At 72.7% G+C, this 19,166-nt stretch carries 21 protein-coding genes and 1 pseudogene; 10 read left to right on the top strand and 12 right to left on the bottom strand.

Annotated elements, in window-relative coordinates; translation table 11 throughout:
- Positions 1 to 70: 70 nt before the first annotated feature.
- Both trpS and FHS37_RS07190 read left to right on the top strand, forming a co-directional pair.
- Positions 71 to 1,084: a tryptophan--tRNA ligase gene (trpS, locus tag FHS37_RS07195; protein WP_184818230.1), complete on the top strand. Its 1,014-nt coding sequence runs from the start codon at positions 71 to 73 to the stop codon at positions 1,082 to 1,084.
- A gap of 202 nt (positions 1,085 to 1,286) precedes the next feature.
- Positions 1,287 to 1,865, top strand: coding sequence for a 2'-5' RNA ligase family protein (locus tag FHS37_RS07190; protein ID WP_184818228.1), 579 nt, complete (start codon positions 1,287 to 1,289; stop codon positions 1,863 to 1,865).
- Positions 1,866 to 1,928: 63 nt separating this feature from the next.
- Here FHS37_RS07190 and dprE2 read toward each other — a convergent pair whose 3' ends face one another.
- Positions 1,929 to 2,684: a decaprenylphospho-beta-D-erythro-pentofuranosid-2-ulose 2-reductase gene (gene dprE2 / locus FHS37_RS07185; protein WP_184818226.1), complete on the bottom strand. Its 756-nt coding sequence runs from the start codon at positions 2,682 to 2,684 to the stop codon at positions 1,929 to 1,931.
- A 36-nt stretch (positions 2,685 to 2,720) separates the two neighbouring features.
- Positions 2,721 to 4,076, bottom strand: a complete 1,356-nt coding sequence (dprE1, locus tag FHS37_RS07180) for a decaprenylphosphoryl-beta-D-ribose oxidase (RefSeq protein WP_184818224.1) — start codon at positions 4,074 to 4,076, stop codon at positions 2,721 to 2,723.
- A 133-nt stretch (positions 4,077 to 4,209) separates the two neighbouring features.
- Between dprE1 and FHS37_RS07175 the strand changes: the two genes are divergently transcribed.
- From FHS37_RS07175 to FHS37_RS07165, 3 genes are all read left to right on the top strand, one after another.
- On the top strand, positions 4,210 to 4,770 hold the full coding sequence (locus FHS37_RS07175) for a phosphatase PAP2 family protein (protein WP_373304206.1): 561 nt from the start codon (positions 4,210 to 4,212) through the stop codon (positions 4,768 to 4,770).
- Entirely contained in the window at positions 4,767 to 5,711 is a 945-nt protein-coding gene (locus tag FHS37_RS07170; protein WP_184818223.1) for a decaprenyl-phosphate phosphoribosyltransferase, read from the top strand. Before FHS37_RS07175 ends, FHS37_RS07170 begins: the two co-directional genes overlap by 4 nt.
- Positions 5,712 to 6,142: 431 nt before the next feature.
- Positions 6,143 to 7,066 (top strand): YihY/virulence factor BrkB family protein, encoded by a 924-nt coding sequence (locus FHS37_RS07165; RefSeq protein WP_184818221.1) that lies wholly within the window; start codon positions 6,143 to 6,145, stop codon positions 7,064 to 7,066.
- Here FHS37_RS07165 and FHS37_RS07160 read toward each other — a convergent pair.
- Positions 7,014 to 8,312: a D-alanyl-D-alanine carboxypeptidase family protein gene (locus FHS37_RS07160; protein ID WP_229889796.1), complete on the bottom strand. Its 1,299-nt coding sequence runs from the start codon at positions 8,310 to 8,312 to the stop codon at positions 7,014 to 7,016. The two genes, FHS37_RS07165 and FHS37_RS07160, sit on opposite strands and share 53 nt — an antisense overlap.
- A 172-nt stretch (positions 8,313 to 8,484) precedes the next feature.
- Between FHS37_RS07160 and FHS37_RS07155 the strand changes: the two genes are divergently transcribed.
- The 4 genes and pseudogenes from FHS37_RS07155 to FHS37_RS07140 form a co-directional block, all read left to right on the top strand.
- The gene (locus FHS37_RS07155; protein WP_184818217.1) at positions 8,485 to 8,733 is read left to right on the top strand and encodes an SCO4848 family membrane protein; all 249 of its coding nucleotides are present in this window, start codon (positions 8,485 to 8,487) and stop codon (positions 8,731 to 8,733) included.
- Between the two features lie 24 nt (positions 8,734 to 8,757).
- Positions 8,758 to 10,137 (top strand): metallophosphoesterase, encoded by a 1,380-nt coding sequence (locus FHS37_RS07150; RefSeq protein ID WP_184818215.1) that lies wholly within the window; start codon positions 8,758 to 8,760, stop codon positions 10,135 to 10,137.
- A 28-nt stretch (positions 10,138 to 10,165) separates the two neighbouring features.
- The gene (locus tag FHS37_RS07145; RefSeq protein ID WP_184818213.1) at positions 10,166 to 10,789 is read left to right on the top strand and encodes a cysteine hydrolase family protein; all 624 of its coding nucleotides are present in this window, start codon (positions 10,166 to 10,168) and stop codon (positions 10,787 to 10,789) included.
- Positions 10,790 to 10,978: 189 nt separating this feature from the next.
- A pseudogene (locus tag FHS37_RS07140) lies at positions 10,979 to 11,884 on the top strand (carboxypeptidase-like regulatory domain-containing protein); the annotation flags it as partial.
- On the opposite strand, the gene FHS37_RS07135 reads toward FHS37_RS07140, so the two are convergent.
- The 3 genes from FHS37_RS07135 to FHS37_RS07125 are packed head-to-tail and all read right to left on the bottom strand — an operon-like array spanning position 11,877 to position 13,644.
- The gene (locus tag FHS37_RS07135) at positions 11,877 to 12,704 is read right to left on the bottom strand and encodes a TetR/AcrR family transcriptional regulator (RefSeq protein WP_184818211.1); all 828 of its coding nucleotides are present in this window, start codon (positions 12,702 to 12,704) and stop codon (positions 11,877 to 11,879) included. The pseudogene FHS37_RS07140 and the gene FHS37_RS07135 overlap by 8 nt on opposite strands.
- A gap of 32 nt (positions 12,705 to 12,736) precedes the next feature.
- The gene (locus FHS37_RS07130) at positions 12,737 to 13,240 is read right to left on the bottom strand and encodes a thiol-disulfide oxidoreductase DCC family protein (protein ID WP_184818209.1); all 504 of its coding nucleotides are present in this window, start codon (positions 13,238 to 13,240) and stop codon (positions 12,737 to 12,739) included.
- Positions 13,237 to 13,644: a hypothetical protein gene (locus tag FHS37_RS07125; RefSeq protein ID WP_184818207.1), complete on the bottom strand. Its 408-nt coding sequence runs from the start codon at positions 13,642 to 13,644 to the stop codon at positions 13,237 to 13,239. The genes FHS37_RS07130 and FHS37_RS07125 overlap by 4 nt, the downstream gene beginning before the upstream one ends.
- Positions 13,645 to 13,729: 85 nt before the next feature.
- Here FHS37_RS07125 and FHS37_RS40735 point away from each other — a divergent pair, with 85 nt between their 5' ends.
- The gene (locus FHS37_RS40735) at positions 13,730 to 14,128 is read left to right on the top strand and encodes a DUF4132 domain-containing protein (protein ID WP_308439457.1); all 399 of its coding nucleotides are present in this window, start codon (positions 13,730 to 13,732) and stop codon (positions 14,126 to 14,128) included.
- On the opposite strand, the gene FHS37_RS07120 is transcribed toward FHS37_RS40735, so the two are convergent.
- From FHS37_RS07120 to FHS37_RS07095, 6 genes are all read right to left on the bottom strand, one after another.
- Positions 14,064 to 14,684, bottom strand: coding sequence for a Uma2 family endonuclease (locus tag FHS37_RS07120; RefSeq protein WP_184818205.1), 621 nt, complete (start codon positions 14,682 to 14,684; stop codon positions 14,064 to 14,066). The genes FHS37_RS40735 and FHS37_RS07120 overlap by 65 nt on opposite strands.
- A gap of 155 nt (positions 14,685 to 14,839) precedes the next feature.
- Positions 14,840 to 15,619, bottom strand: a complete 780-nt coding sequence (locus FHS37_RS07115; protein ID WP_159535430.1) for a succinate dehydrogenase iron-sulfur subunit — start codon at positions 15,617 to 15,619, stop codon at positions 14,840 to 14,842.
- Positions 15,619 to 17,373, bottom strand: coding sequence for a succinate dehydrogenase flavoprotein subunit (sdhA, locus tag FHS37_RS07110; RefSeq protein ID WP_184818203.1), 1,755 nt, complete (start codon positions 17,371 to 17,373; stop codon positions 15,619 to 15,621). The genes FHS37_RS07115 and sdhA overlap by 1 nt, the downstream gene beginning before the upstream one ends.
- A 19-nt stretch (positions 17,374 to 17,392) precedes the next feature.
- Positions 17,393 to 17,875 (bottom strand): succinate dehydrogenase hydrophobic membrane anchor subunit, encoded by a 483-nt coding sequence (locus tag FHS37_RS07105; protein WP_184818201.1) that lies wholly within the window; start codon positions 17,873 to 17,875, stop codon positions 17,393 to 17,395.
- A gap of 5 nt (positions 17,876 to 17,880) precedes the next feature.
- Positions 17,881 to 18,261 (bottom strand): succinate dehydrogenase, cytochrome b556 subunit, encoded by a 381-nt coding sequence (sdhC, locus tag FHS37_RS07100; protein ID WP_159535433.1) that lies wholly within the window; start codon positions 18,259 to 18,261, stop codon positions 17,881 to 17,883.
- 172 nt (positions 18,262 to 18,433) lie between these two features.
- Entirely contained in the window at positions 18,434 to 19,102 is a 669-nt protein-coding gene (locus FHS37_RS07095; protein WP_375372291.1) for a 2-oxo-4-hydroxy-4-carboxy-5-ureidoimidazoline decarboxylase, read from the bottom strand.
- Positions 19,103 to 19,166 lie beyond the last annotated feature (64 nt).

The raw sequence follows: 19,166 nt of genomic DNA, 5'->3' as shown, positions 1-19,166 counted from the left end.
GGACGGACCGGTTCCCACCTGTTTCCGGTCCGTTCCCGACCGGCCCGCGGGACCTGAGAGAATGGGGGGCATGGCCTCTGATCGACCCCGCGTGCTCTCCGGAATCCAGCCCACCGCAGGCTCGTTCCACCTCGGCAACTACCTCGGCGCCGTCCGCCAGTGGGTGGCCCTGCAGGAGACCCACGACGCGTTCTACATGGTCGTCGACCTGCACGCGATCACGGTCCCGCAGGACCCGAAGGAGCTGCGCGCCAACACCCGGCTCGCCGTCGCCCAGCTGCTGGCCGCCGGACTCGACCCGGACCGCTGCACGCTCTTCGTCCAGAGCCACGTCCCCGAGCACGCCCAGCTCGGCTGGGTCATGAACTGCCTCACCGGCTTCGGCGAGGCCTCCCGCATGACCCAGTTCAAGGACAAGGCGGCCCGGCACGGCGCGGACCGCGCCTCCGTCGGCCTGTTCACGTACCCGGTCCTCCAGGTCGCCGACATCCTGCTGTACCAGGCCAACGAGGTGCCGGTCGGCGAGGACCAGCGCCAGCACATCGAGCTCACCCGCGATCTCGCCGAGCGCTTCAACGGCCGGTTCGGCCGGACCTTCACCCTCCCGAAGGCGTACATCCTCAAGGAGACGGCGAAGATCTACGACCTCCAGGACCCGACGGTCAAGATGAGCAAGTCGGCGTCCACGCCGAAGGGCCTCATCAACCTCCTCGACGAGCCGAAGACCACGGCGAAGAAGGTCAAGAGCGCGGTCACCGACACCGACACCGTGATCCGCTACGACACCGAGAACAAGCCCGGTGTGAGCAACCTCCTCACGATCTACTCGACCCTCACCGGGGCGGGTGTCCTCGAACTGGAGGAGAGGTACGCCGGCAAGGGCTACGGCGCGCTCAAGACGGACCTCGCCGAGATCATGGTCGAGTTCGTGACCCCGTTCAAGGAGCGCACCCAGCAGTACCTGGACGACCCCGAGACGCTCGACTCGATCCTGGCCAAGGGCGCGGAGAAGGCGCGCGCCGTCGCCGCCGAGACCCTCGCCCAGGCGTACGACCGGGTGGGCTTCCTGCCCGCCAAGCACTGAACCGGCGCACCGGACCGGCCCACGGCGCGGGTCCGTACCACCGCACAGCGCTGCACATCACTCCGGTTGCGCCTGCCCGCATCCGGGTCGTGGCCGTACAGTCGATAACCGGGTGACCGCTTCGGCGGTCACCCGGCGCTCACCGGAGCCGCAGCACCACGCTCCACCACCGCGCTTCACCACCACAACGACAGGAGACGACGTGGGGACCGTAACGATCGGTGTGTCGATCGCGGTCCCGGAGCCTCACGGCAGCCGGCTTCAGCAGCTGCGCGCGGGCTTCGGTGACGCCGCGGCGCACGGCATCCCCACGCACGTCACCCTGCTGCCGCCGACGGAGGTCGACGACGCCGACCTGCCGGCCGTCGAGGCGCACCTGAGCGAGGTCGCCGCGGCCGGGCGGCCCTTCCCCATGCGGCTGTCGGGCACCGGCACCTTCCGGCCGCTGTCGCCGGTGGTGTTCGTCCGGATCGTCGAGGGCGCCGAGGCCTGCACCTGGCTGCAGAAGCAGGTCCGCGACGCCTCCGGCCCCGTGGCCCGCGAGCTGCAGTTCCCGTACCACCCGCACGTCACCGTGGCGCACGGCATCGAGGAAGCGGCCCTGGACCGGGCCTTCGAGGACCTCGCCGGCTACGAGGCCGAGTGGTCCTGCACCGGCTTCGCGCTCTACGAGCAGGGCGCCGACGGGGTCTGGCGCAAGCTGCGGGAGTTCCCCTTCGGCTCCGCCGTGGTGCCGCCGCAGGCCGGACACGTGGACCGGGGATCCGTCTCCGCCCGCTGAACGCGGACCCGCGCCGGGCCTTCGCAGGGCCCCCGCCGGACCCGCGCCGGGCGCCGTCGCGCCTCAGACCGGCAGCCGCCGGAACACCCCCCGCGGCAGATGCCGCAGCGCCGACATCACCACGCGCAGCGCGCCCGGCACCCACACCGTCTCCGAGCGGCGCCGCAGCCCCAGCTCGACGGCCGCCGCGACCGCCTCCGGGGTGGTGGCGAGCGGCGCCTCGGGCAGCCCGGCGGTCATCCGCGTGCGGACGAAGCCGGGGCGTACGACCATGACGTGCACGCCCGTGCCGTGGAGCGCGTCGCCCAGGCCCTGCGCGAAGGCGTCCAGGCCGGCCTTGCTGGAGCCGTAGATGAAGTTCGCGCGGCGGGCCCGCTCGCCCGCGACGGAGGACAGCACGACCAGGGAGCCGTGGCCCTGGGACTGGAGCGCGCGGGCGCACACCAGTCCCGACGAGACGGCGCCGGTGTAGTTGGTCTGCGCGACCCGCACCGCGGACTCCGGCTCCCGTTCGTCGCGGGCCTGGTCGCCGAGGGTGCCGAAGGCGAGCAGCACCAGGTCGACGTCGCCCTCGGCGAAGACCTTGCCGAGCACGGCCTCGTGCGAGGCGGGCTCGAGCGCGTCGAAGGCGACGGTGTGCGCGTCGGCCCCGAGCCCGCGCAGGTGCCCGGCGGCCTTCTCCAGGGCGGGCGACGGGCGGCCGGCCAGCCACACCGTGCGGGTGCGGCGGGCGATCAGCCGGCGCGCGGTGGCCAGCGCGATCTCGGACGTGCCGCCGAGGACGAGCAGGGACTGGGGGAGGCCGAAGGCGTCCTTCACGGCGGCTCCTGGATCTCATGGACGGGGAGGGCGGTTTCAGAGGTGGAGCCGGCGGGCCAGGTCGGAGGTGAACACCCCGCGCGGGTCCAGTTCGGCGCGCAGCGCGCGGAAGTCGTCCAGGCGCGGGTACATGGCCGCGAGCAGCTCCGGGCGCAGCCGGGAGTCCTTGGCGAGGTAGACGCGTCCGCCGGCCGAGGCGACCTCCTCGTCGAGTTCGTCGAGGAGGACGCCGAGGCCGGGCAGGGACGCCGGGACGTCCAGGGCCAGGGTCCAGCCCGGCACGGGGAAGGACAGCCAGCCGGGGTCGGCCTCGCCGAAGCGCTTGAGGACGGCCAGGAAGGACGGGCAGCGGCGCTGCGAGATCCGGCGCACGATCCGGCGCAGGACGTCCTCCCGGCCGTGGCCGACGACGAACTGGTACTGCACGAAGCCGCCCCGGCCGTACACGCGGTTCCAGTGGGGCACGCCGTCCAGGGGGTGGAAGAACGTGGAGATCCGCTGGAGCCGGCCCGTCCGCGCGCGGGGCGCCTTGCGGTACCAGAGCTCGTTGAACAGTCCCACGGTGGTGCGGCTGAGCAGGCCCTCGGGGACGAAGGACGGGGCGGCCGGGAGCCGGGAGGTGCGGAAGGACAGCGGCTCCCGCCGCGCGCGCGTGCCCCCGGGCAGCGCGTCCAGGGGCGCGTGGTCGCCGCGCGTGAGCACCGCGCGGCCGGTGGCCGCGCCGCGGGCCAGCAGGTCGATCCAGGCCACCGAGTAGCGGTAGCGGTGGTCGGTGGCGGCCAGGCGGGCCATCAGGTCGTCGAGGTCGCCCGCGCGCTCGGTGTCCACCGACATCAGCGAGGTCTCGACCGGCTGGAGCCGGATCGTCGCGGTCAGGATCACCCCGGTCAGGCCCATGCCGCCCGCGGTCGCGTCGAACAGCGGCGTGCCCGGCACGACCGTGCGGACCCGCCCGTCGGCGGTGAGCAGCTCCAGGGACAGCACGTGCCGGGAGAAGGAGCCGGAGACGTGGTGGTTCTTGCCGTGGATGTCGGCGCCGATCGCCCCGCCGACGGTCACGTAGCGCGTGCCCGGCGTCACCGGCACGAACCAGCCGAGCGGCAGCAGCACCTCCATCAGCCGGTGCAGGGAGACGCCCGCGTCGCACAGCACGGTGCCGCCGTCGGCGTCGATCGCGTGGATCCGGTCCAGGCCCGTCATGTCGAGCACCGCACCGCCCGCGTTCTGCGCCGCGTCCCCGTACGCCCGGCCCAGGCCCCGCGCGATGCCCCCGCGCGCCCCGCAGTCCCGCACGGCCCGGGCGGCCTCCTCGTACGTCCGCGGGCGGATCAGCCGGGCGGCGGTGGGAGCGGTGCGGCCCCATCCCGTGACGGGAACGGTCTCGGCAGGCATGACGGTGACCGTATCGCCCATGGGTGAGCGATTCGTTTCGAAACGTCAATTCCGTCCCCGAAACGAGTGATTAATGGGATGTCGCTCCACAGCGGCGGAGTTCCGGCCCGTCGGGCGTGAACAGTGAGTCCACATGGACGACCTCCACGACCCCCACCACCCCCGGCCCGTCCGGCCCGTCCCTCACCCCCTCGGTCTTCCCGGCATGGACCACCGGATCGGCGCGGCCTTCAGAGCGTGCGGTGCGGACCCGCGCGTGGCCGGTGCCGCACGCGTCCTGTCCTGGGCGGGGGAGCACGCGGCGCTGTGGCTCGCGGCGGGGCTGGCCGGAGCCGCCGTGGACCGTCCACGGCGCGGCGCCTGGCTGCGCGGCACCGTGCTCACCGCGGGCGCGCACGCCGTCAGCATGGGCGTGAAACGGGTCGTGCGCCGTCCGCGCCCCGCGCAGGTCGAACCCCTGGTCGGCACGGTCGGCCGGCACTCCTTCCCCAGCTCGCACGCCACCTCCGCCGCGGCCGCCGCCGTCGCCTTCGGGGCGCTGGGGGCGCACGCGGTGCCCCCGCTCGCCGCCGCCGTCTGCCTCTCCCGCCTGGTGGCCGGCGTGCACCACCCCTCGGACGTGGCGGCCGGCGCCGCCCTGGGCGTGCTCACGGCCCGGCTCGGCGCCCGCTGGATGCGGGGAGGCACGGCGTGACCGACACCGCCCTCCTGCACCGGCGCCCGGACCGGCGGCAGGCGGCGCCGTCCCCCCGGGGCGGTCTCCTCAAGGGCCTGCTGAGAACCGCGCGGCCCAAGCAGTGGGTCAAGAACGTCCTGGTGGCCGCCGCCCCGGCCGCCGCCGGCGAACTCTTCTCCTGGCCGGTCCTGACCCGGCTCGCGCTGGTCTTCGTCCTGTTCACCGCCTGCGCCGCCGCCGTCTACCTGGTCAACGACGCCCGTGACGCCGAGGCCGACCGCGCCCACCCCGTCAAGTGCCGCCGCCCGGTCGCCGCCGGCCAGGTCCCGGTGCCGGCCGCCTACGCCGTCGGCGTCGCCCTCGGCGTCCTCGCGCCCGTCGCCGCGGCCCGGCTGTGCCCGCCGCAGGTCGCCGCGCTGCTGACCGCGTACCTCGGCATGCAACTGGCGTACTGCGTCAGCCTCAAGCACGTCCTCGTCGTCGACCTCGTCGTCGTCACCACCGGCTTCCTGATGCGGGCGGTGGCCGGCGGGCTCGCGCTCGGCATCCCGCTGTCGCGCTGGTTCCTGATCACCACCGGCTTCGGCGCGCTGTTCATGGTCGCGGCCAAGCGCTACTCCGAGGCCGTGCAGATGGCCGGGAAAGCGGGCGCCACGCGCGCGTTGCTCACCGAGTACACCACCGGCTACCTCCGCTTCGTCTGGCAGCTCGCGGCCGGCGTCGCCGTCCTCGGCTACTGCCTGTGGGCCCTGGAGGGGGGCGGGGCGCCGCACACCGGCCTGCTGCCCTGGCGGGAGCTGTCCGTGGTCGCCTTCGTCCTCGCCGTCCTGAGGTACGCCGTCTTCGCCGACCGCGGGACCGCCGGCGAACCCGAGGAGGTGGTCCTGCACGACCGCGCGCTCGCCCTCATCGGCCTGGTGTGGGCGGCGATGTACGCCCTGGCGGTGGCGGGCTGGTGAGGTGCCCTCCGGCAGGAGGGCACCGCCCGGCACCGGCGCGGGCTGCTCGGCCTCGCCACCGCCGGACCGCTCGCCCGCGCCGCCGGCCCCGCCCCCTCCCCGCACCTGCGCGGCCCCGCCGGACCCGACCCGCCCACCGCCGAGGCGCTCTCCTCCGTCGCCGGCCGCACGGCCGCCCACGCCGGCGACGCGCTCGGCACCCACCGCCACGCGCGCGTGCGCGGCGTGCGCCCGTACGCCGTGTCCTGCGCGGCGAACCCCGCCGGCGCCGCCGTGCGGCGGCCGTGCCCGGCCGCCGGCCTCCCCCGCTCCCGGCTCCGCCCGGGCGCGGACACCGTCTCCGGAGCCGTGGCCGGCACGGCGCCGGCCACCGGCGTGCGGTTCCGGAGCACCCGGACATGGGGCTTCCGCGGCGGGGGCAGAGTCGGTTCATGGACTGGCTGAAGAAGCTCCCGGCCGTCGGACCGTGGGTGGCGCGGCTGATGCTCACGCACGCGTGGCGGTCGTACGAGCGCCTGGACCGCGTGCACTGGACGCGGCTGGCCGCCGCGATGACGTTCACCAGCTTCGTCGCGCTGTTCCCGCTGCTCACCGTGGCCGCCGCGATCGGCGCCGCCACGCTCAGCCAGGACCAGCAGAACACCCTCCAGAACAAGATCGCCGACCAGGTGCCCGGCATCTCCGAGCAGCTGAACATCGACGACCTGGTGCAGAACGCCGGCACCGTCGGCCTCATCGCCGGCGCCGTCCTGCTGTTCACCGGCATCCGATGGGCCGGCTCCATGCGCGAGTGCCTGCGCGCGGTGTGGGAGCTGCCCGACGAGGAGGAGAACCCCGTCCTGGGCAGGGGCAGGGACGCGGGCGTCCTCGTCGGGCTGGGCGGCGCGCTCCTGGTCACCCTGGTCGTCTCCACGGTCGCCTCCGCGCTGGTCGGCCGGATCAGCGACGCCATCGGGCTGGAGAAGGGCGGCTGGGGCGGGATCGTCCTGCAGACCGCGGCGTTCGCCGTCGCCGTGGGCGCCGACTTCCTGCTCCTGCTGTACGTCCTGACCCTGCTGCCCGGCGTCGAACCCGCCCGGCGCCGCCTGCTGGTGGCCGCGATCACCGGCGCGGTCGGCTTCGAACTGCTGAAGCTGCTGCTCAGCGGCTACATGCAGGGCGTCGCCACGAAGAGCATGTACGGCGCGTTCGGCGTGCCGGTCGCCCTGCTGCTGTGGATCAACTTCACCGCGAAACTCGTCCTGTTCTGCGCCGCCTGGACGGCGACGCCGAGCAAGGGGGCCGAGTCCGAGGAGACCGGACTCACGGACGCGGGCGGCGCCGCACCAGGTCCGGCAGCGGCCAGCGGCGGTTGACCAGGAACGCGCCCCCCGCGAGCAGCACCAGCACCCCGCCGGTGATGCCCAGGGCGACCCCGATACCGCTGGAGCCGTTCCCGGCCGGGGCACTCGCCACCGGGTTCGACCCCGCCCCGGCCACCCCGGCCGCGCCGTCCCCGGCACCCCCGGCCGCACCGGGGGACGCGGTCGCGCCCGGCCTGGCGTCCGCCTGCACGGCGCCCTTCGGCGGCACCAGCTCACCCACCGGCTCGACCTTGCCGGCCGCCTTGAACCCCCAGTCGAAGAGCCTCGCGGTCTCCTTGTAGACCCCGTTGTGCTCGTCCTTCCCCGGGTTCATCACGGTGACCAGCAGCACCCTGCCGTCGCGCTCGGCGACCCCGGTGAAGGTGGAGCCCGCGCTGGTGGTGTTGCCGTTCTTCACGCCGGCTATGCCCTCGTAGACGGGCACGTCGTAGTCGCCGGACAGCAGCCGGTTGGTGTTCTGGATCTCGAAGGACCCGCGGACCTTCTTGCCCTTCTTGTTCTTCTTCGTCTCGCCGGGGAACTTCGCCCTGACCGTCGAGCTGTACTCCCGGAAGTCCTTCTTCTGCAGCCCGGACCGGGCGATCAGCGTCAGGTCGTACGCGGAGGACACCTGCCTCTCGGCGTCGTAGCCGTCGGGGCTGACCACGTAGGTGTCGAGGGCCTGGAGCTCCTCGGCGTGCTCGTTCATCTCCTCGACGGTCTTCTCGACGCCGCCGTTCATCGCCGACAGCACGTGCACGGCGTCGTTGCCGGACCGCAGGAAGACCCCGAGCCACAGGTCGTGGACGGTGTAGGTCTCGTCCTCCTTGATCCCGACCATGCTGGAACCGGAGCCGACGCCGGCCAGGTCGGAGACCTCCACCTTGTGCTTTGTCGACTTGGGCCACTTGGGCAGCAGCGTGTCGGCGAACAGCATCTTCAGCGTGCTCGCCGGGGCCAGCCGCCAGTGGGCGTTGTGCGCGGCCAGCACGTCGCCGGACTCGGCGTCGGCGACGATCCAGGACCGGGCGGACAGGTCCTTCGGCAGCACCGGGACCCCGCTCGCGAGGTTGACCTGGGTCCCCGGCTGCCCGAGCCGGGCGCCGCCCACGGTCGACATCTTCGCCGGGGGCGTGGCCGAGGGAGTGGCCGACGGCTTCGGGGCCGCGAGGGCGACGGGCGCGGTCAGCGCGGTGGACAACAGGACGGCGGAGGTGACCAGGAGCGATCGCCGGACGGTGTTCTCGGATGCGGGCACGGTCGGAAAGGTACATGCCACACCTGGGGGCGTCCCGTCCCGGTCCCCACCCCGGGCAAGGAACCGGACAGGTGCCGGAGATACTGGACCCGTGCCGTGCTCCTCCGGGGGACACCCCCGGGACCCCCGGCCGGCAGAGGGGGACCGGCGTCGCGACGAAAGGTCTGTTCTGGTGAAACTCAGCCGCCCCGTCTCCTGGTTCCTGCTCGCCTTCGGGGTGTGGAGCTGGGTCATCTGGATCACTTTCGTCAAGAACCTGGTCAAGGACAGCAGCGGACTCGCGTTCGAGGACGGGCACCCGACGGCTTACTTCTTCGTTCACCTGACGCTCGCCGTCGTCTCCTTCGTATTGGGGACGGTCATCGGGGGCATCGGGTTGCGCGGTCTGCGCGCACTGAGCCGGACGTCACGGACGTCCTGACCGGAAGCAGGGGAACTCCGCACCGTGGCCATCGTTTTCGTACTCGTCGCGCTGCTCGTCCTGGCCGTCCTGGTGACGGGCAACTGGTACGTGTGGCGCCGGCTGTTCCGGGACACCACCCGGGGACCGGGCCCGGTGCGCCGCGTGGGCGCGGCGGTGATCGCCGGCGGCTGGGCGCTGACGGTGGCCGCCTTCGTCGTCGGCCGCAGCGACGCCCCCTTCCGGCTCCAACAGGTCCTGGCCTGGCCCGGCTTCCTGTGGCTGGCCCTGTCCCTCTACCTGCTGCTGGCCGTGCTCGCGGGCGAGCTCGTGCGGCCCGTGCTGCGGTGGTTCCTGGAGCGGCGGGCCAGGTCGGCGCGGACGGCGGCCGGAGAACGGCCGGAACCGACGCCGATACCGGCGGGAGCGCCGGCCGCCGCACCGGCCGCGGGCTCCGCCGCCACGACCGCCCCCGTCTCGGCGGCCGGTCCCGTCCCGGCGGCCGACCCCGCCGCCGCGGCCGGTCCCGCGCCCGGGCCGTCGCAGCCCGACCGCCCCGAGGACGCGGCCGGAACGCCGGGCGCCGGCGCCCCTTCCGGACCCTCCCGCCGCCTGTTCGTCTCCCGGGTCGTCGGCGGGGCCGCCGCCGCCGCGGCCCTGGGGACCGTCGGCTACGGGACGTACGGCGTGCTGCGCGGACCGCAGGTGAAGCGGGTCACCGTGCCGCTCGCCAAGCTGCCGCGCGCCGCGCACGGTTACCGCATCGCGGTGGTCAGCGACATCCACCTGGGACCGGTCCTCGGCCGCGGTTTCGCGCAGAAGGTCGTCGACACGATCAACTCGACCCAGCCCGACCTGATCGCGGTCGTCGGCGACCTGGTGGACGGCAGCGTGAAGGACCTCGGCCCGGCCGCGGCCCCGCTGGCGCAACTGACGGCGCGTCACGGCTCCTTCTTCGTCACCGGCAACCACGAGTACTTCTCCGGCGCCGAGCAGTGGGTCGCGGAGGTGCGCCGCCTCGGCCTGCGCCCGTTGGAGAACGCCCGCACGGAACTCCCGCACTTCGACCTGGCGGGAGTGAACGACGTGGCCGGCGAGGACGAGGGCCAGGGCCCCGACTACGCGAAGGCGCTCGGGGACCGGGACCGGGCACGCGCGTGCGTGCTGCTCGCCCACCAGCCGGTGCAGATCCACGAGGCCGTCGACCACGGCGTCGACCTCCAGCTCTCCGGGCACACCCACGGCGGCCAGCTCTGGCCCGGCAGCCTCATCGCCGGCGCCGCCAACCCCACCCTCGCCGGCCTGGACCGCTACGGCGACACCCAGCTCTACGTCTCCCGCGGCGCCGGCGCCTGGGGCCCGCCCACCCGGGTCGGGGCGCCGTCGGACATCACGGTGATCGAACTCGCGTCGAAGCAGGCGTGAAGGACCGGACCACTCCCGGGGGGAAGCGATGGCCGGTGCCCGCACGGCACTCGTCCTGATCGACCCGCAGCAGTGGATCGTCGACATGCCGTGGCGGCCGGTCGGCGGCGACGTGGTGGTCGCCGCGTGCGCGAGGCTGCGCGCGCACTTCGCGGACACCGGTTCCTCGACGGTCGTCCTCGTCCGGTACGTCCGCGCCGACGGTGCGGACGGCGGTGCCGACGCGGCCCCCGACCGGCTGGTCCCCGACTGCGCCCCGCGCGCGGGCGACCACCTGGTGACCAAGCACGGCCTGGACGCCTTCGAGGACACCGAGCTGCACGGGATCCTGCGCCGTGAGGGGGTCACCGAGGTGGTCGTCGCCGGGCTGTCCACCGCGCACGGGGTCGCGTCCACGGCCGAGACGGCGCTGCGCCTGGGCTACGGCGTGGCCGTGGTCGGCGACGCCACCGCGAGCGTGGACGACGCACAGCACCGCGAGGCGCTCGACCGGCTCACGGCGCTCGGCGCGCGCACCGTCCGGGTCGCGGAACTCCTGACGGCGCGCCCCGCGGACCGGCCCGGCGGCGCGCGGACTCCTCAGGACCCGTCCGCCTGTCCGGCCCGTCCCGGCTGCTCCACGGAGTCCGGCCCCGGTTCCCGGTCCCTGTGAGCGGGGCTGCCCGCGCTGCTCGGCCCCCGGGTGCTCAGCCGCCGCCGGCGCCGCAGGCTCGCGGACCGGGGGCCCGAGGCGGAACGGCCGAGCGGTCTCGCCGCGCGGTGGTCCGCCACCGTGGAACGCCGTCCGCGGTCCGTCGCCGTCCTGGCGGTCGTCCTGATGGCCGCGCTCGCGGTCCCGCTGCTGTCGCTGTTCGTCGGCACGATCGTCGGCCTAGGCTTCCCGCTCCTGCTGCTCGCCTTCCGCTCCCTGGTGGTGCCGCTGACGGCCGCCGTGATGAACCTGCTCGCGGCGGCCGCCTCCTTCGGCGTCCTCGTGGCGATCTTCCAGTGGGGCTGGGGGCCGGACCTGCTGGGCCTGGGCGAGGAGGGCCCCATCGCCTCCTTCCTGCCGATCATCATGCTCTCGCTGCTGTTCGGCCTCTCCACGGACCACCAGGTGTTCCTGGTGAGCCGGATGCACGAGGAGTGGGTGCACACCCGGGACAACGCCCGCGCGGTGCGCGTCGGGCTCGCGCAGACCAGCCGGGTCATCGACTCCGCGGCCCTGATCATGGTCTGCGTCTTCCTCGCCTTCGTGCTCAGCGGCGACTACGGCGCGGCCATGGCGGGCGTGGGTCTCGCCGCCGTCGCCCTGGACGCGTTCATCCCGCGCACGGCGCTGGTGCCGGCCGCGATGCACCTGCTCGGCAGGTCCGACTGGTGGCTGCCGGCCGCCCTGGAGAAGCGGCTGCCGCACCTGGCGGTCGAGCCGAAGGAGGACGCCGCCGGCCCGGTGGCGCCCGCGGCCTCGGTGCTCCCCGCGCAGCGCGGCTCCGCCTCGGTGGTGCACGGTTTCGTCCGCACCGCCGACGGCGAGCCGGTGGAGGGCGCGGCCGTCGCCCTGCCGGCCCCGGGCGGACGCCGGGTGGACCGCGTGGTCTCGCTCGCCGACGGCGCGTACGTCGTCTCGGTGCCGTCCCCGGGCGGCTACCTGCTCCCGGTGACGGCCGCCCCGTACGGTTCGCGCGCGGCGCGCGTGGACGTGGCCGGGGGACCGCTGGTGTACGACGTCGAGCTCACGCCCGGCGAGGTGGACTCGGTCAACTGAGCTTCCCGGGGTGCCCGTCGTCGGCGGGCGCCCCCTTCTCCGGGGAGTCCTCCACGGGACCCTTCGCGGAGTCCTCCACGGGACTTCTCGCGGGGCCCTTCGCGGGGTCCGGCAGCGCCTTCGTCATCCCCGGCAGGAACTCCGTGAACAGTTCGTGCACCTCGCGCACGAGCGGCCGCAGCACCCGGAAGCGGGCCAGGGCGACACCGCGCGCGGTGATCCGGGCGCCCCGCTCGGCGAGCCGGTAACTGCGTTCGCGGCCCTCGGTGCGGTCGAAGATCCAGTACAGGCACAGCCCCATCTGGGCCAGCCACATCAACTCCGGGAGGATGTCCCGCAGTTCCTCGGGCACCTTGGTCCTCGTGCCGGCCAGCACCGCCCGGTGCACGCTGATCGCCTCCACGCGCGCGTGCTCCGACTCGGCGGAGAACGGGCTGAGCGGGCTGTCCGGGTCGGCGGCGTTCTTGAAGAACTGCACCGCGAACTCGTGGTACGGCGTGGCGATGTCCAGCCACGCCTTCAGCACCCCGGCCAGCCGGGCCTCCAGGTCGGTCTCCCGGGCCAGGACCTCCCGGACCGCCACCTGGTGCTCGGCGGCGATCCGGTCGTAGAAGCCCTGGATCAGGTGTTCCTTGCCCTCGAAGTAGTAGTACGCGTTGCCGACGGAGACCCCGGCCTCCTTGGCGATGGCCCGCATGGTCGTCTTGTCGTACCCGCGCTCCTGGAACAGCCGCATGGCCGTCTGGAGGATCAGGGCACGGGTCTGTTCGGACTTGCTGGGTGCGGCGCCGTCGTCGGGGCCGTCGTTCTTCGCGGGCACGGGAACAGAGCCTAACGCCCGGGACGGGCGCCCTACGGGGTGGTGCAGGAGCTCCCGGCGCAGTCCGGCGCGGTGTAGCTCCAGCCCCCGTGCGGATCGTACGTCCAGCCGTCGCCCCGGCGGTACACCCCTCCGCCCCACCCGGGCCGGGCCCCGCGCCACTTGGCGGCGGCCAGCACCGCACCCTTGGCGAGCCGGGCGCCGGACGGGGTGGACAGCCGGTGGGCCAGCGGCCGGTGCTCCCGCAGCGCCCACAGGGTGACGACCCAGGCGGCGGCGCCCCGGTACACCTGTCCACCGTCCCCCACGACGGTGATCTCCTCCAGGGTGGACCGGTGGTCGAGGCCGGGGAAGCGGGCCCGCGCCGCCCCGGACCCCGCCGGGACCAGCTCCAGGGGCACCAACTGCCGCTGGCGGACCAGCCAGTCCCGTACGAAGGCGCACAGGGAGCACTCGGCGTCGTACAGCACGGTGAGCCGGCGGACCGGGACGCGCGCGGCGCCCCGGTCCCCGTGCGTGGCCGTCACGCCGCTCACGCCCCGGCCGAGGGGGCCACCCAGTCCTGCGGTGCGACCGGCGGCAGCTGCTCCCGCTCCAGCACGCCGCGCCGCCGGATCCGGTTGAGCACGTACACGTTGCCCAGGTGCATCACGCCCAGCACCAGCAGCACCACGCCGAGCTTGGTCGACAGGGCCTCGAAGACGCCGCGCGTGTCGGCGATCGTCTCGTCGCCGCTCAGGTACAGCGCGACGAACCCGAGGTTGACGAGGTAGAAGCCGACCACCAGGAGGTGGTTGACGGCGTCGGCGAGCTTCTCGTTGCCGTGCAGCACGTCGGCGAGGAAGACCCGCCCGTTGCTGCTGAGCGTGCGGGCCACCCAGACGGTCAGCGCGATGCTGACCAGCAGGTAGATGACGTAGGCGATGACCGTGCGGTCCATGTCCCCCAGCCTCTCTTGAACGCGTTCAAAACGCTGACGAGAAGACTGTAGACCCTTGTTTTGAACATGTTCAACTCGATGGCGGGTGGGCCTCGTCACGGTCGTCGCCCGGCGGGACCGGCCGGAGCGGCACGGCGTCACCCGGCCGTTCGGGCAGGGCCACCGCGAGGTGTACCCGCGCACCGGCGCCGAGCGCACCACGCGCACGTGCTCCAGCCGGTTCGCGGCCCACGTCCTGCGCCGGCACCGGTCCCACTCCCCGGCGGCCGCTTCGGGGAGCACCGGGCGTCGTACGGCCTCGGCGGGCTGGACCAGGGCGCGGAGACCCGGCCGCCCCGCAGGCCGGCCGTCGTCCTCGGCGGAGCGGTGCCGCTGGCCGACGGCGCGGCCCTCACGGACCCGGCGGTCCCGAGTCGGCTCTAGCTCCGGTCGGGCGTCCGCCTCGCGCGGCCGGCCTCGAGGATCTCGGCCACGTCCAGGGTGACCTTGGCGCCGATGGAGTCGGGGAGGGCGACCATCTGACCGGGGGAGTGGAAGCGGTGGGTGGCGTACTCGCTCTCGACCGGGTCGGTCAGGACGTGGACGCGCCGGTGCTCGCGGTCGACGACGACGTAGACGGGGACCTTCGCCTCGGCGTAGGCGGCGGCCCTGGTCTTCAGGTCGGCCTTCCAGTTGCTGGACGTCACTTCGAGGACCGGACGGAAGCAGACCGGGTCGTGGGCGCCGTTCTCGACGTACCTGTCGCGGTAGTCGGCGTCCACCACGGCCAGGTCGGGGACGGCGTAGTCCTCGGCGCCCGCTGGAAGCCACAGCCCGACCCCCTGCAGTACTCGGTTCTCCACGCCGTGCAGCCCTGCTGTCAGGAAGGGAACGCTCAGGCTGGCGAGGGCATCGGCGTGCGGGCCGTCCGGTGGCGGGGTCACGAGGAGCCGGCCTCCGATGATCTCGACGCGGTAGCCCGGATTGCGGTCCATGAGACGGTTCGCCTCCGCGATCAGCGGACGCTCGCCGTGGGGCCGCTCGACGGATGCTGCGGACATCGCGTGCCTCCCGGGGGCTGGTGCCGAGACCGTCATCGTGGGGCGGAGGACGCCCGTACGGCGGTCGCGGCCGCGTTCACCCGATGACGTGGCATACGCCAGAGGGCCCCGTCTCCGGCGGAGACGGGGCCCTCGAGGACGTACGGCGACGAACCTCAGTAGCGGCGCGTGATCAGCGCGCGCTTCACTTCCGCGATCGCCTTGGTGACCTCGATGCCGCGCGGGCAGGCGTCCGTGCAGTTGAAGGTCGTGCGGCAGCGCCACACGCCGTCGCGGTCGTTGAGGATCTCCAGGCGCTGCTCGCCGGCCTCGTCACGCGAGTCGAAGATGAAGCGGTGCGCGTTGACGATGGCGGCCGGGCCGAAGTACTGGCCGTCGTTCCAGAACACCGGGCACGACGTGGTGCACGCGGCGCACAGGATGCACTTGGTCGTGTCGTCGAAGCGCTCGCGGTCCTCGGCGGACTGCAGCCGCTCGCGCGTCGGCTCGTTGGTGTCCTTCGTGATCAGGAAGGGCATCACGTCCCGGTACGCCTGGAAGAACGGCTCCATGTCCACGACCAGGTCCTTCAGGACCGTCAGGCCCTTTATGGCCTCGACCGTGATCGGCTTCTCGGGGTTGATGTCCTTGATCAGCGTCTTGCACGCCAGGCGGTTCTTGCCGTTGATCCGCATGGCGTCGGAGCCGCAGATGCCGTGGGCGCAGGAACGGCGGAAGGTCAGGGTGCCGTCCTGATCCCACTTGATCTTGTGCAGCGCGTCCAGGACGCGCTCCTTCGGGTCGATCTCCAGCTGGAAGTCTTCCCAGGTCGCCTCGGCCGAGATCTCCGGGTTGAAGCGGCGGATCCGGAACGTGACGGTGATGTAGGGGGAGTCGGCGAAGCCGCGCTCGGGCGATCCGGCCGCGTCCGCCTTGTCCAGAACAGGGGTAGCCATCAGTACTTACGCTCCATCGGCTGGTAGCGGGTCTGGACGACCGGCTTGTAGTCCAGACGGACGGTCTCGGTGCCGTCGGCGCCGACCTCGCGGTACGCCATGGTGTGGCGCATGAAGTTGACGTCGTCGCGGTTCGGGTAGTCCTCGCGGTAGTGACCGCCGCGGGACTCCTTGCGGGCCAGCGCGGAGACGGCCATGACCTCGGCCAGGTCGAGCAGGTTGCCCAGCTCGACGGCCTCCAGCAGGTCGGTGTTGAACCGCTTGCCCTTGTCCTGGATGGCGACGTTCCTGTAGCGCTCGCGCAGCTCGGCGATCTTCTCGACCGCCGTCTTGATCGTCTGCTCGGTGCGGAACACCATGACGTTGGCGTCCATGGTCTCCTGCAGCTCGCGGCGGAGCTCGGCCACCCGCTCGTTGCCGGTGGAGGTGCGCAGCCGCTCGATCTGCTCGACGACGAAGGCCTCCGGGTTCTCCGGCAGCTCGACGAAGTCGGCGGTCTGCGAGTACTCCGCCGCCGCGATGCCGGCCCGCTTGCCGAAGACGTTGATGTCCAGCAGCGAGTTGGTGCCCAGGCGGTTGGCGCCGTGCACCGACACGCAGGCCACCTCGCCGGCCGCGTACAGGCCGGGGACGACGGTGGTGTTGTCCGCCAGCACCTCGCCCTGGACGTTGGTCGGGATGCCGCCCATCGCGTAGTGCGCGGTGGGCTGGATCGGGATCGGGTCCGTGTAGGGCTCGATCCCGAGGTAGGTCCGCGCGAACTCCGTGATGTCGGGCAGCTTGGCGTCCAGCTGCTCCGGCGGGAGGTGGGTGAGGTCCAGGTAGACGTGGTCGCCCTCGGGACCGCAGCCGCGGCCCTCGCGGATCTCCGTGTAGATGGAGCGGGAGACGACGTCGCGGGAGGCGAGGTCCTTCATGACCGGCGCGTACTTCTCCATGAAGCGCTCGCCGTCCTTGTTGCGCAGGATGCCGCCCTCACCGCGGGCGCCCTCGGTGAGCAGGATGCCCATGCGCCAGATGCCGGTCGGGTGGAACTGGAAGAACTCCATGTCCTCCAGCGGCAGACCCCGGCGGTACACGGCGGCCTGGCCGTCACCGGTCAGGGTGTGCGCGTTGGACGTCACCTTGAAGAACTTGCCGCAGCCGCCGGAGGCGTAGATCACGGCCTTCGCCTGGAAGACGTGGATCTCGCCGGTGGCCAGCTCGTACGCCACCACGCCGGCCGACTTCTTGACGCCGTCGACCTCGGTGATCAGCTGGTCCAGGACGTAGAACTCGTTGAAGAACTCCACGCCCTCCTTGACGCAGTTCTGGTACAGCGTCTGGAGGATCATGTGGCCGGTGCGGTCGGCCGCGTAGCAGGAGCGGCGGACCGGGGCCTCGCCGTGGTTGCGGGAGTGGCCGCCGAAGCGGCGCTGGTCGATGGTGCCGTTCGGGGTCCGGTTGAACGGCAGGCCCATCTTCTCCAGGTCGAGGACGGAGTCGATGGCCTCCTTCGCCAGGATCTCGGCGGCGTCCTGGTCGACCAGGTAGTCACCGCCCTTGACCGTGTCGAAGGTGTGCCACTCCCAGTTGTCCTCCTCCACGTTGGCCAGCGCGGCGGCCATGCCGCCCTGCGCGGCGCCCGTGTGGGAGCGGGTGGGGTAGAGCTTGGTCAGCACGGCGGTGCGGCTGCGCTTGGTCGCCTCGATGGCGGCCCGCATACCGGCGCCACCGGCGCCGACGATGACGGTGTCGTACTTGTGGATCTTCATGATTCTCGCAGCCCCGTGCCTAGCGGATGTTCGGGTCGAAGGTGAAGATCACCAGCGTGCCCAGCAGGATGGTGAACACCGTGGCGGTGTAGAGCAGGCCCTTGAGCCACAGCCGGGTGTTCGGCCGCTCCGCGTAGTCGTTGATGACCGTGCGCAGGCCGTTGGCGCCGTGCAGCATCGCCAGCCACAGCATCAGCAGGTCCCAGACCTGCCAGAACGGCGAGGCCCAGCGGCCGGCCACGAAGGCGAAACCGATCTTGGAGACGCCGCCGTCCAGCACCAGCTGGATCAGCAGGTGGCCGATGACGAGGACGACCAGGACGACGCCGGACAGGCGCATGAACAGCCAGGCGGCCAGCTCGAAGTTGCCCCGGGTGGTCTTCGGGGTCTTCTTGGTCCGCTTGCGCGGGGGCTCGATGACCGGCGCCGGGTTGTCGACGGAGTACAGGGACGCGCCCTCGACGGGGCCGATGCCCGAGGCGGAGGTTTCAGTCGTGGACATGGACGTCAGCTCCCGAACAGTTCACGAGCGGCGTGGCCGAGGACGGGGTAGATCGCCCCGAGCATGAGCACGACCCAGATGGCGACGACGGTCCAGAGCATCTGCTTCTGGTAGCGGGCGCCCTTGATCCAGAAGTCGACGGCGATGACGCGCAGGCCGTTGAGCGCGTGGAACAGGATGGCGGCGACGAGGCCGTACTCCAGCAGCGCGACGATCGGCGTCTTGTACGTGGCCACGACGGTGTCGTAGGCCTCCGGGGACACGCGCACGAGGGCGGTGTCCAGCACGTGAACGAACAGGAAGAAGAAAATGAGGACGCCGGTGACTCGGTGAGCCACCCAGGACCACATTCCTTCCCGGCCGCGGTACAGCGTTCCAGCCGGCACGGAAATTTCCTCCGGGAGCGGGGTCTGGGGCCGCGCCGGCTTTCCTTGTCGGTCGGGCCCGGCCGGGTACGGTCCACCGGCCCCCAGCATCGTAGCCACGTGTCTCTGCGGCGCTTACAGGGGGCCTGCCGGTGTGATCAAACTTGCACCCGAAGGGGTGTGGAGGAGGTGTTCACGGCCGTGGACGCGGGCATTCGCCCTGCTTGTCGGGTTCGTCGGGGGTGAGCGGCCGGTGTCCGGTCGTCGTTTCCTCCAGGAGGCCGGTGAGCCGGCCCCTCGCTAGGCGCCGGAGTTCCTCCGCGGCCACCGGGCGCTCCTCTTCCGGATCGTTGGCCAATCGTGACCGGATGCCTTCGAGTACGTGGTCCAGGACGGCGTCCGGCTTCAGACCGTCGAGGCAGATGACGAACACGTGGCCGAATCTGGCCTCGTAGGCGGCGTACGCCGCGTTCAGCGCCGTGTGGGCGGCCGCGTACGTGTCCTCCGGCAGGGCGGGCAGCGCCTCCGCCGCCAGGGCCTGGGCGAGTTCCGCCGCGGTCAGGTCGTACGCCGCCTCGTCGGAGGCGGCCAGCAGGGAGGCCGGGTCGGGGTAGGGGCGGTGGCCGGCCACGCGCCGGGCCCAGCGGACGCTGTTCAGGCAGGCCAGCAGGGTGCGCTCGGCGTCCTCGGCGGGGGCGGCGTTGAAGCGCTCCAGCGGGGACGGGGCGCCGGGCCCGCCGCGGGACTGTCCGGGTATGGCGACTCGGCCGGGGAGGTCTGGGAGACGGGGCGCAGGCAGCGTGGGTCCTCGTGGGCGTCGCGTGTGTGTCGGTGGCGGATGGTGTGAGAGTTGTGGCGACACGTTATCGAGTGAGTCCATCACGTGTCCGATCGATGCTCTGAATTCACTCGAACGGTCGAGTTTC

The organism is Streptomyces griseomycini (assembly GCF_014203535.1).
In the GTDB taxonomy this organism is placed as follows: Bacteria; Actinomycetota; Actinomycetes; order Streptomycetales; family Streptomycetaceae; genus Streptomyces; species Streptomyces griseomycini.
The sequence above is the reverse complement of the archived record's forward strand: the minus strand, read 5'-3'. Positions and strand labels throughout refer to the sequence as shown.

What these genes read in the sequence shown, in the direction of transcription:
- trpS (WP_184818230.1), top strand. Translation starts at nt 71, where the DNA reads ATGGCCTCTGATCGACCCCGCGTGCTCTCCGGAATCCAGCCCACCGCA.
- dprE1 (WP_184818224.1), bottom strand. Translation starts at nt 4,076, where the DNA reads ATGCCTGCCGAGACCGTTCCCGTCACGGGATGGGGCCGCACCGCTCCC.
- FHS37_RS07175 (WP_373304206.1), top strand. Translation starts at nt 4,210, where the DNA reads ATGGACGACCTCCACGACCCCCACCACCCCCGGCCCGTCCGGCCCGTC.
- FHS37_RS07165 (WP_184818221.1), top strand. Translation starts at nt 6,143, where the DNA reads ATGGACTGGCTGAAGAAGCTCCCGGCCGTCGGACCGTGGGTGGCGCGG.
- FHS37_RS07145 (WP_184818213.1), top strand. Translation starts at nt 10,166, where the DNA reads ATGGCCGGTGCCCGCACGGCACTCGTCCTGATCGACCCGCAGCAGTGG.
- FHS37_RS07125 (WP_184818207.1), bottom strand. Translation starts at nt 13,644, where the DNA reads ATGGACCGCACGGTCATCGCCTACGTCATCTACCTGCTGGTCAGCATC.
- FHS37_RS07120 (WP_184818205.1), bottom strand. Translation starts at nt 14,684, where the DNA reads ATGTCCGCAGCATCCGTCGAGCGGCCCCACGGCGAGCGTCCGCTGATC.
- FHS37_RS07115 (WP_159535430.1), bottom strand. Translation starts at nt 15,619, where the DNA reads ATGGCTACCCCTGTTCTGGACAAGGCGGACGCGGCCGGATCGCCCGAG.
- sdhA (WP_184818203.1), bottom strand. Translation starts at nt 17,373, where the DNA reads ATGAAGATCCACAAGTACGACACCGTCATCGTCGGCGCCGGTGGCGCC.
- FHS37_RS07105 (WP_184818201.1), bottom strand. Translation starts at nt 17,875, where the DNA reads ATGTCCACGACTGAAACCTCCGCCTCGGGCATCGGCCCCGTCGAGGGC.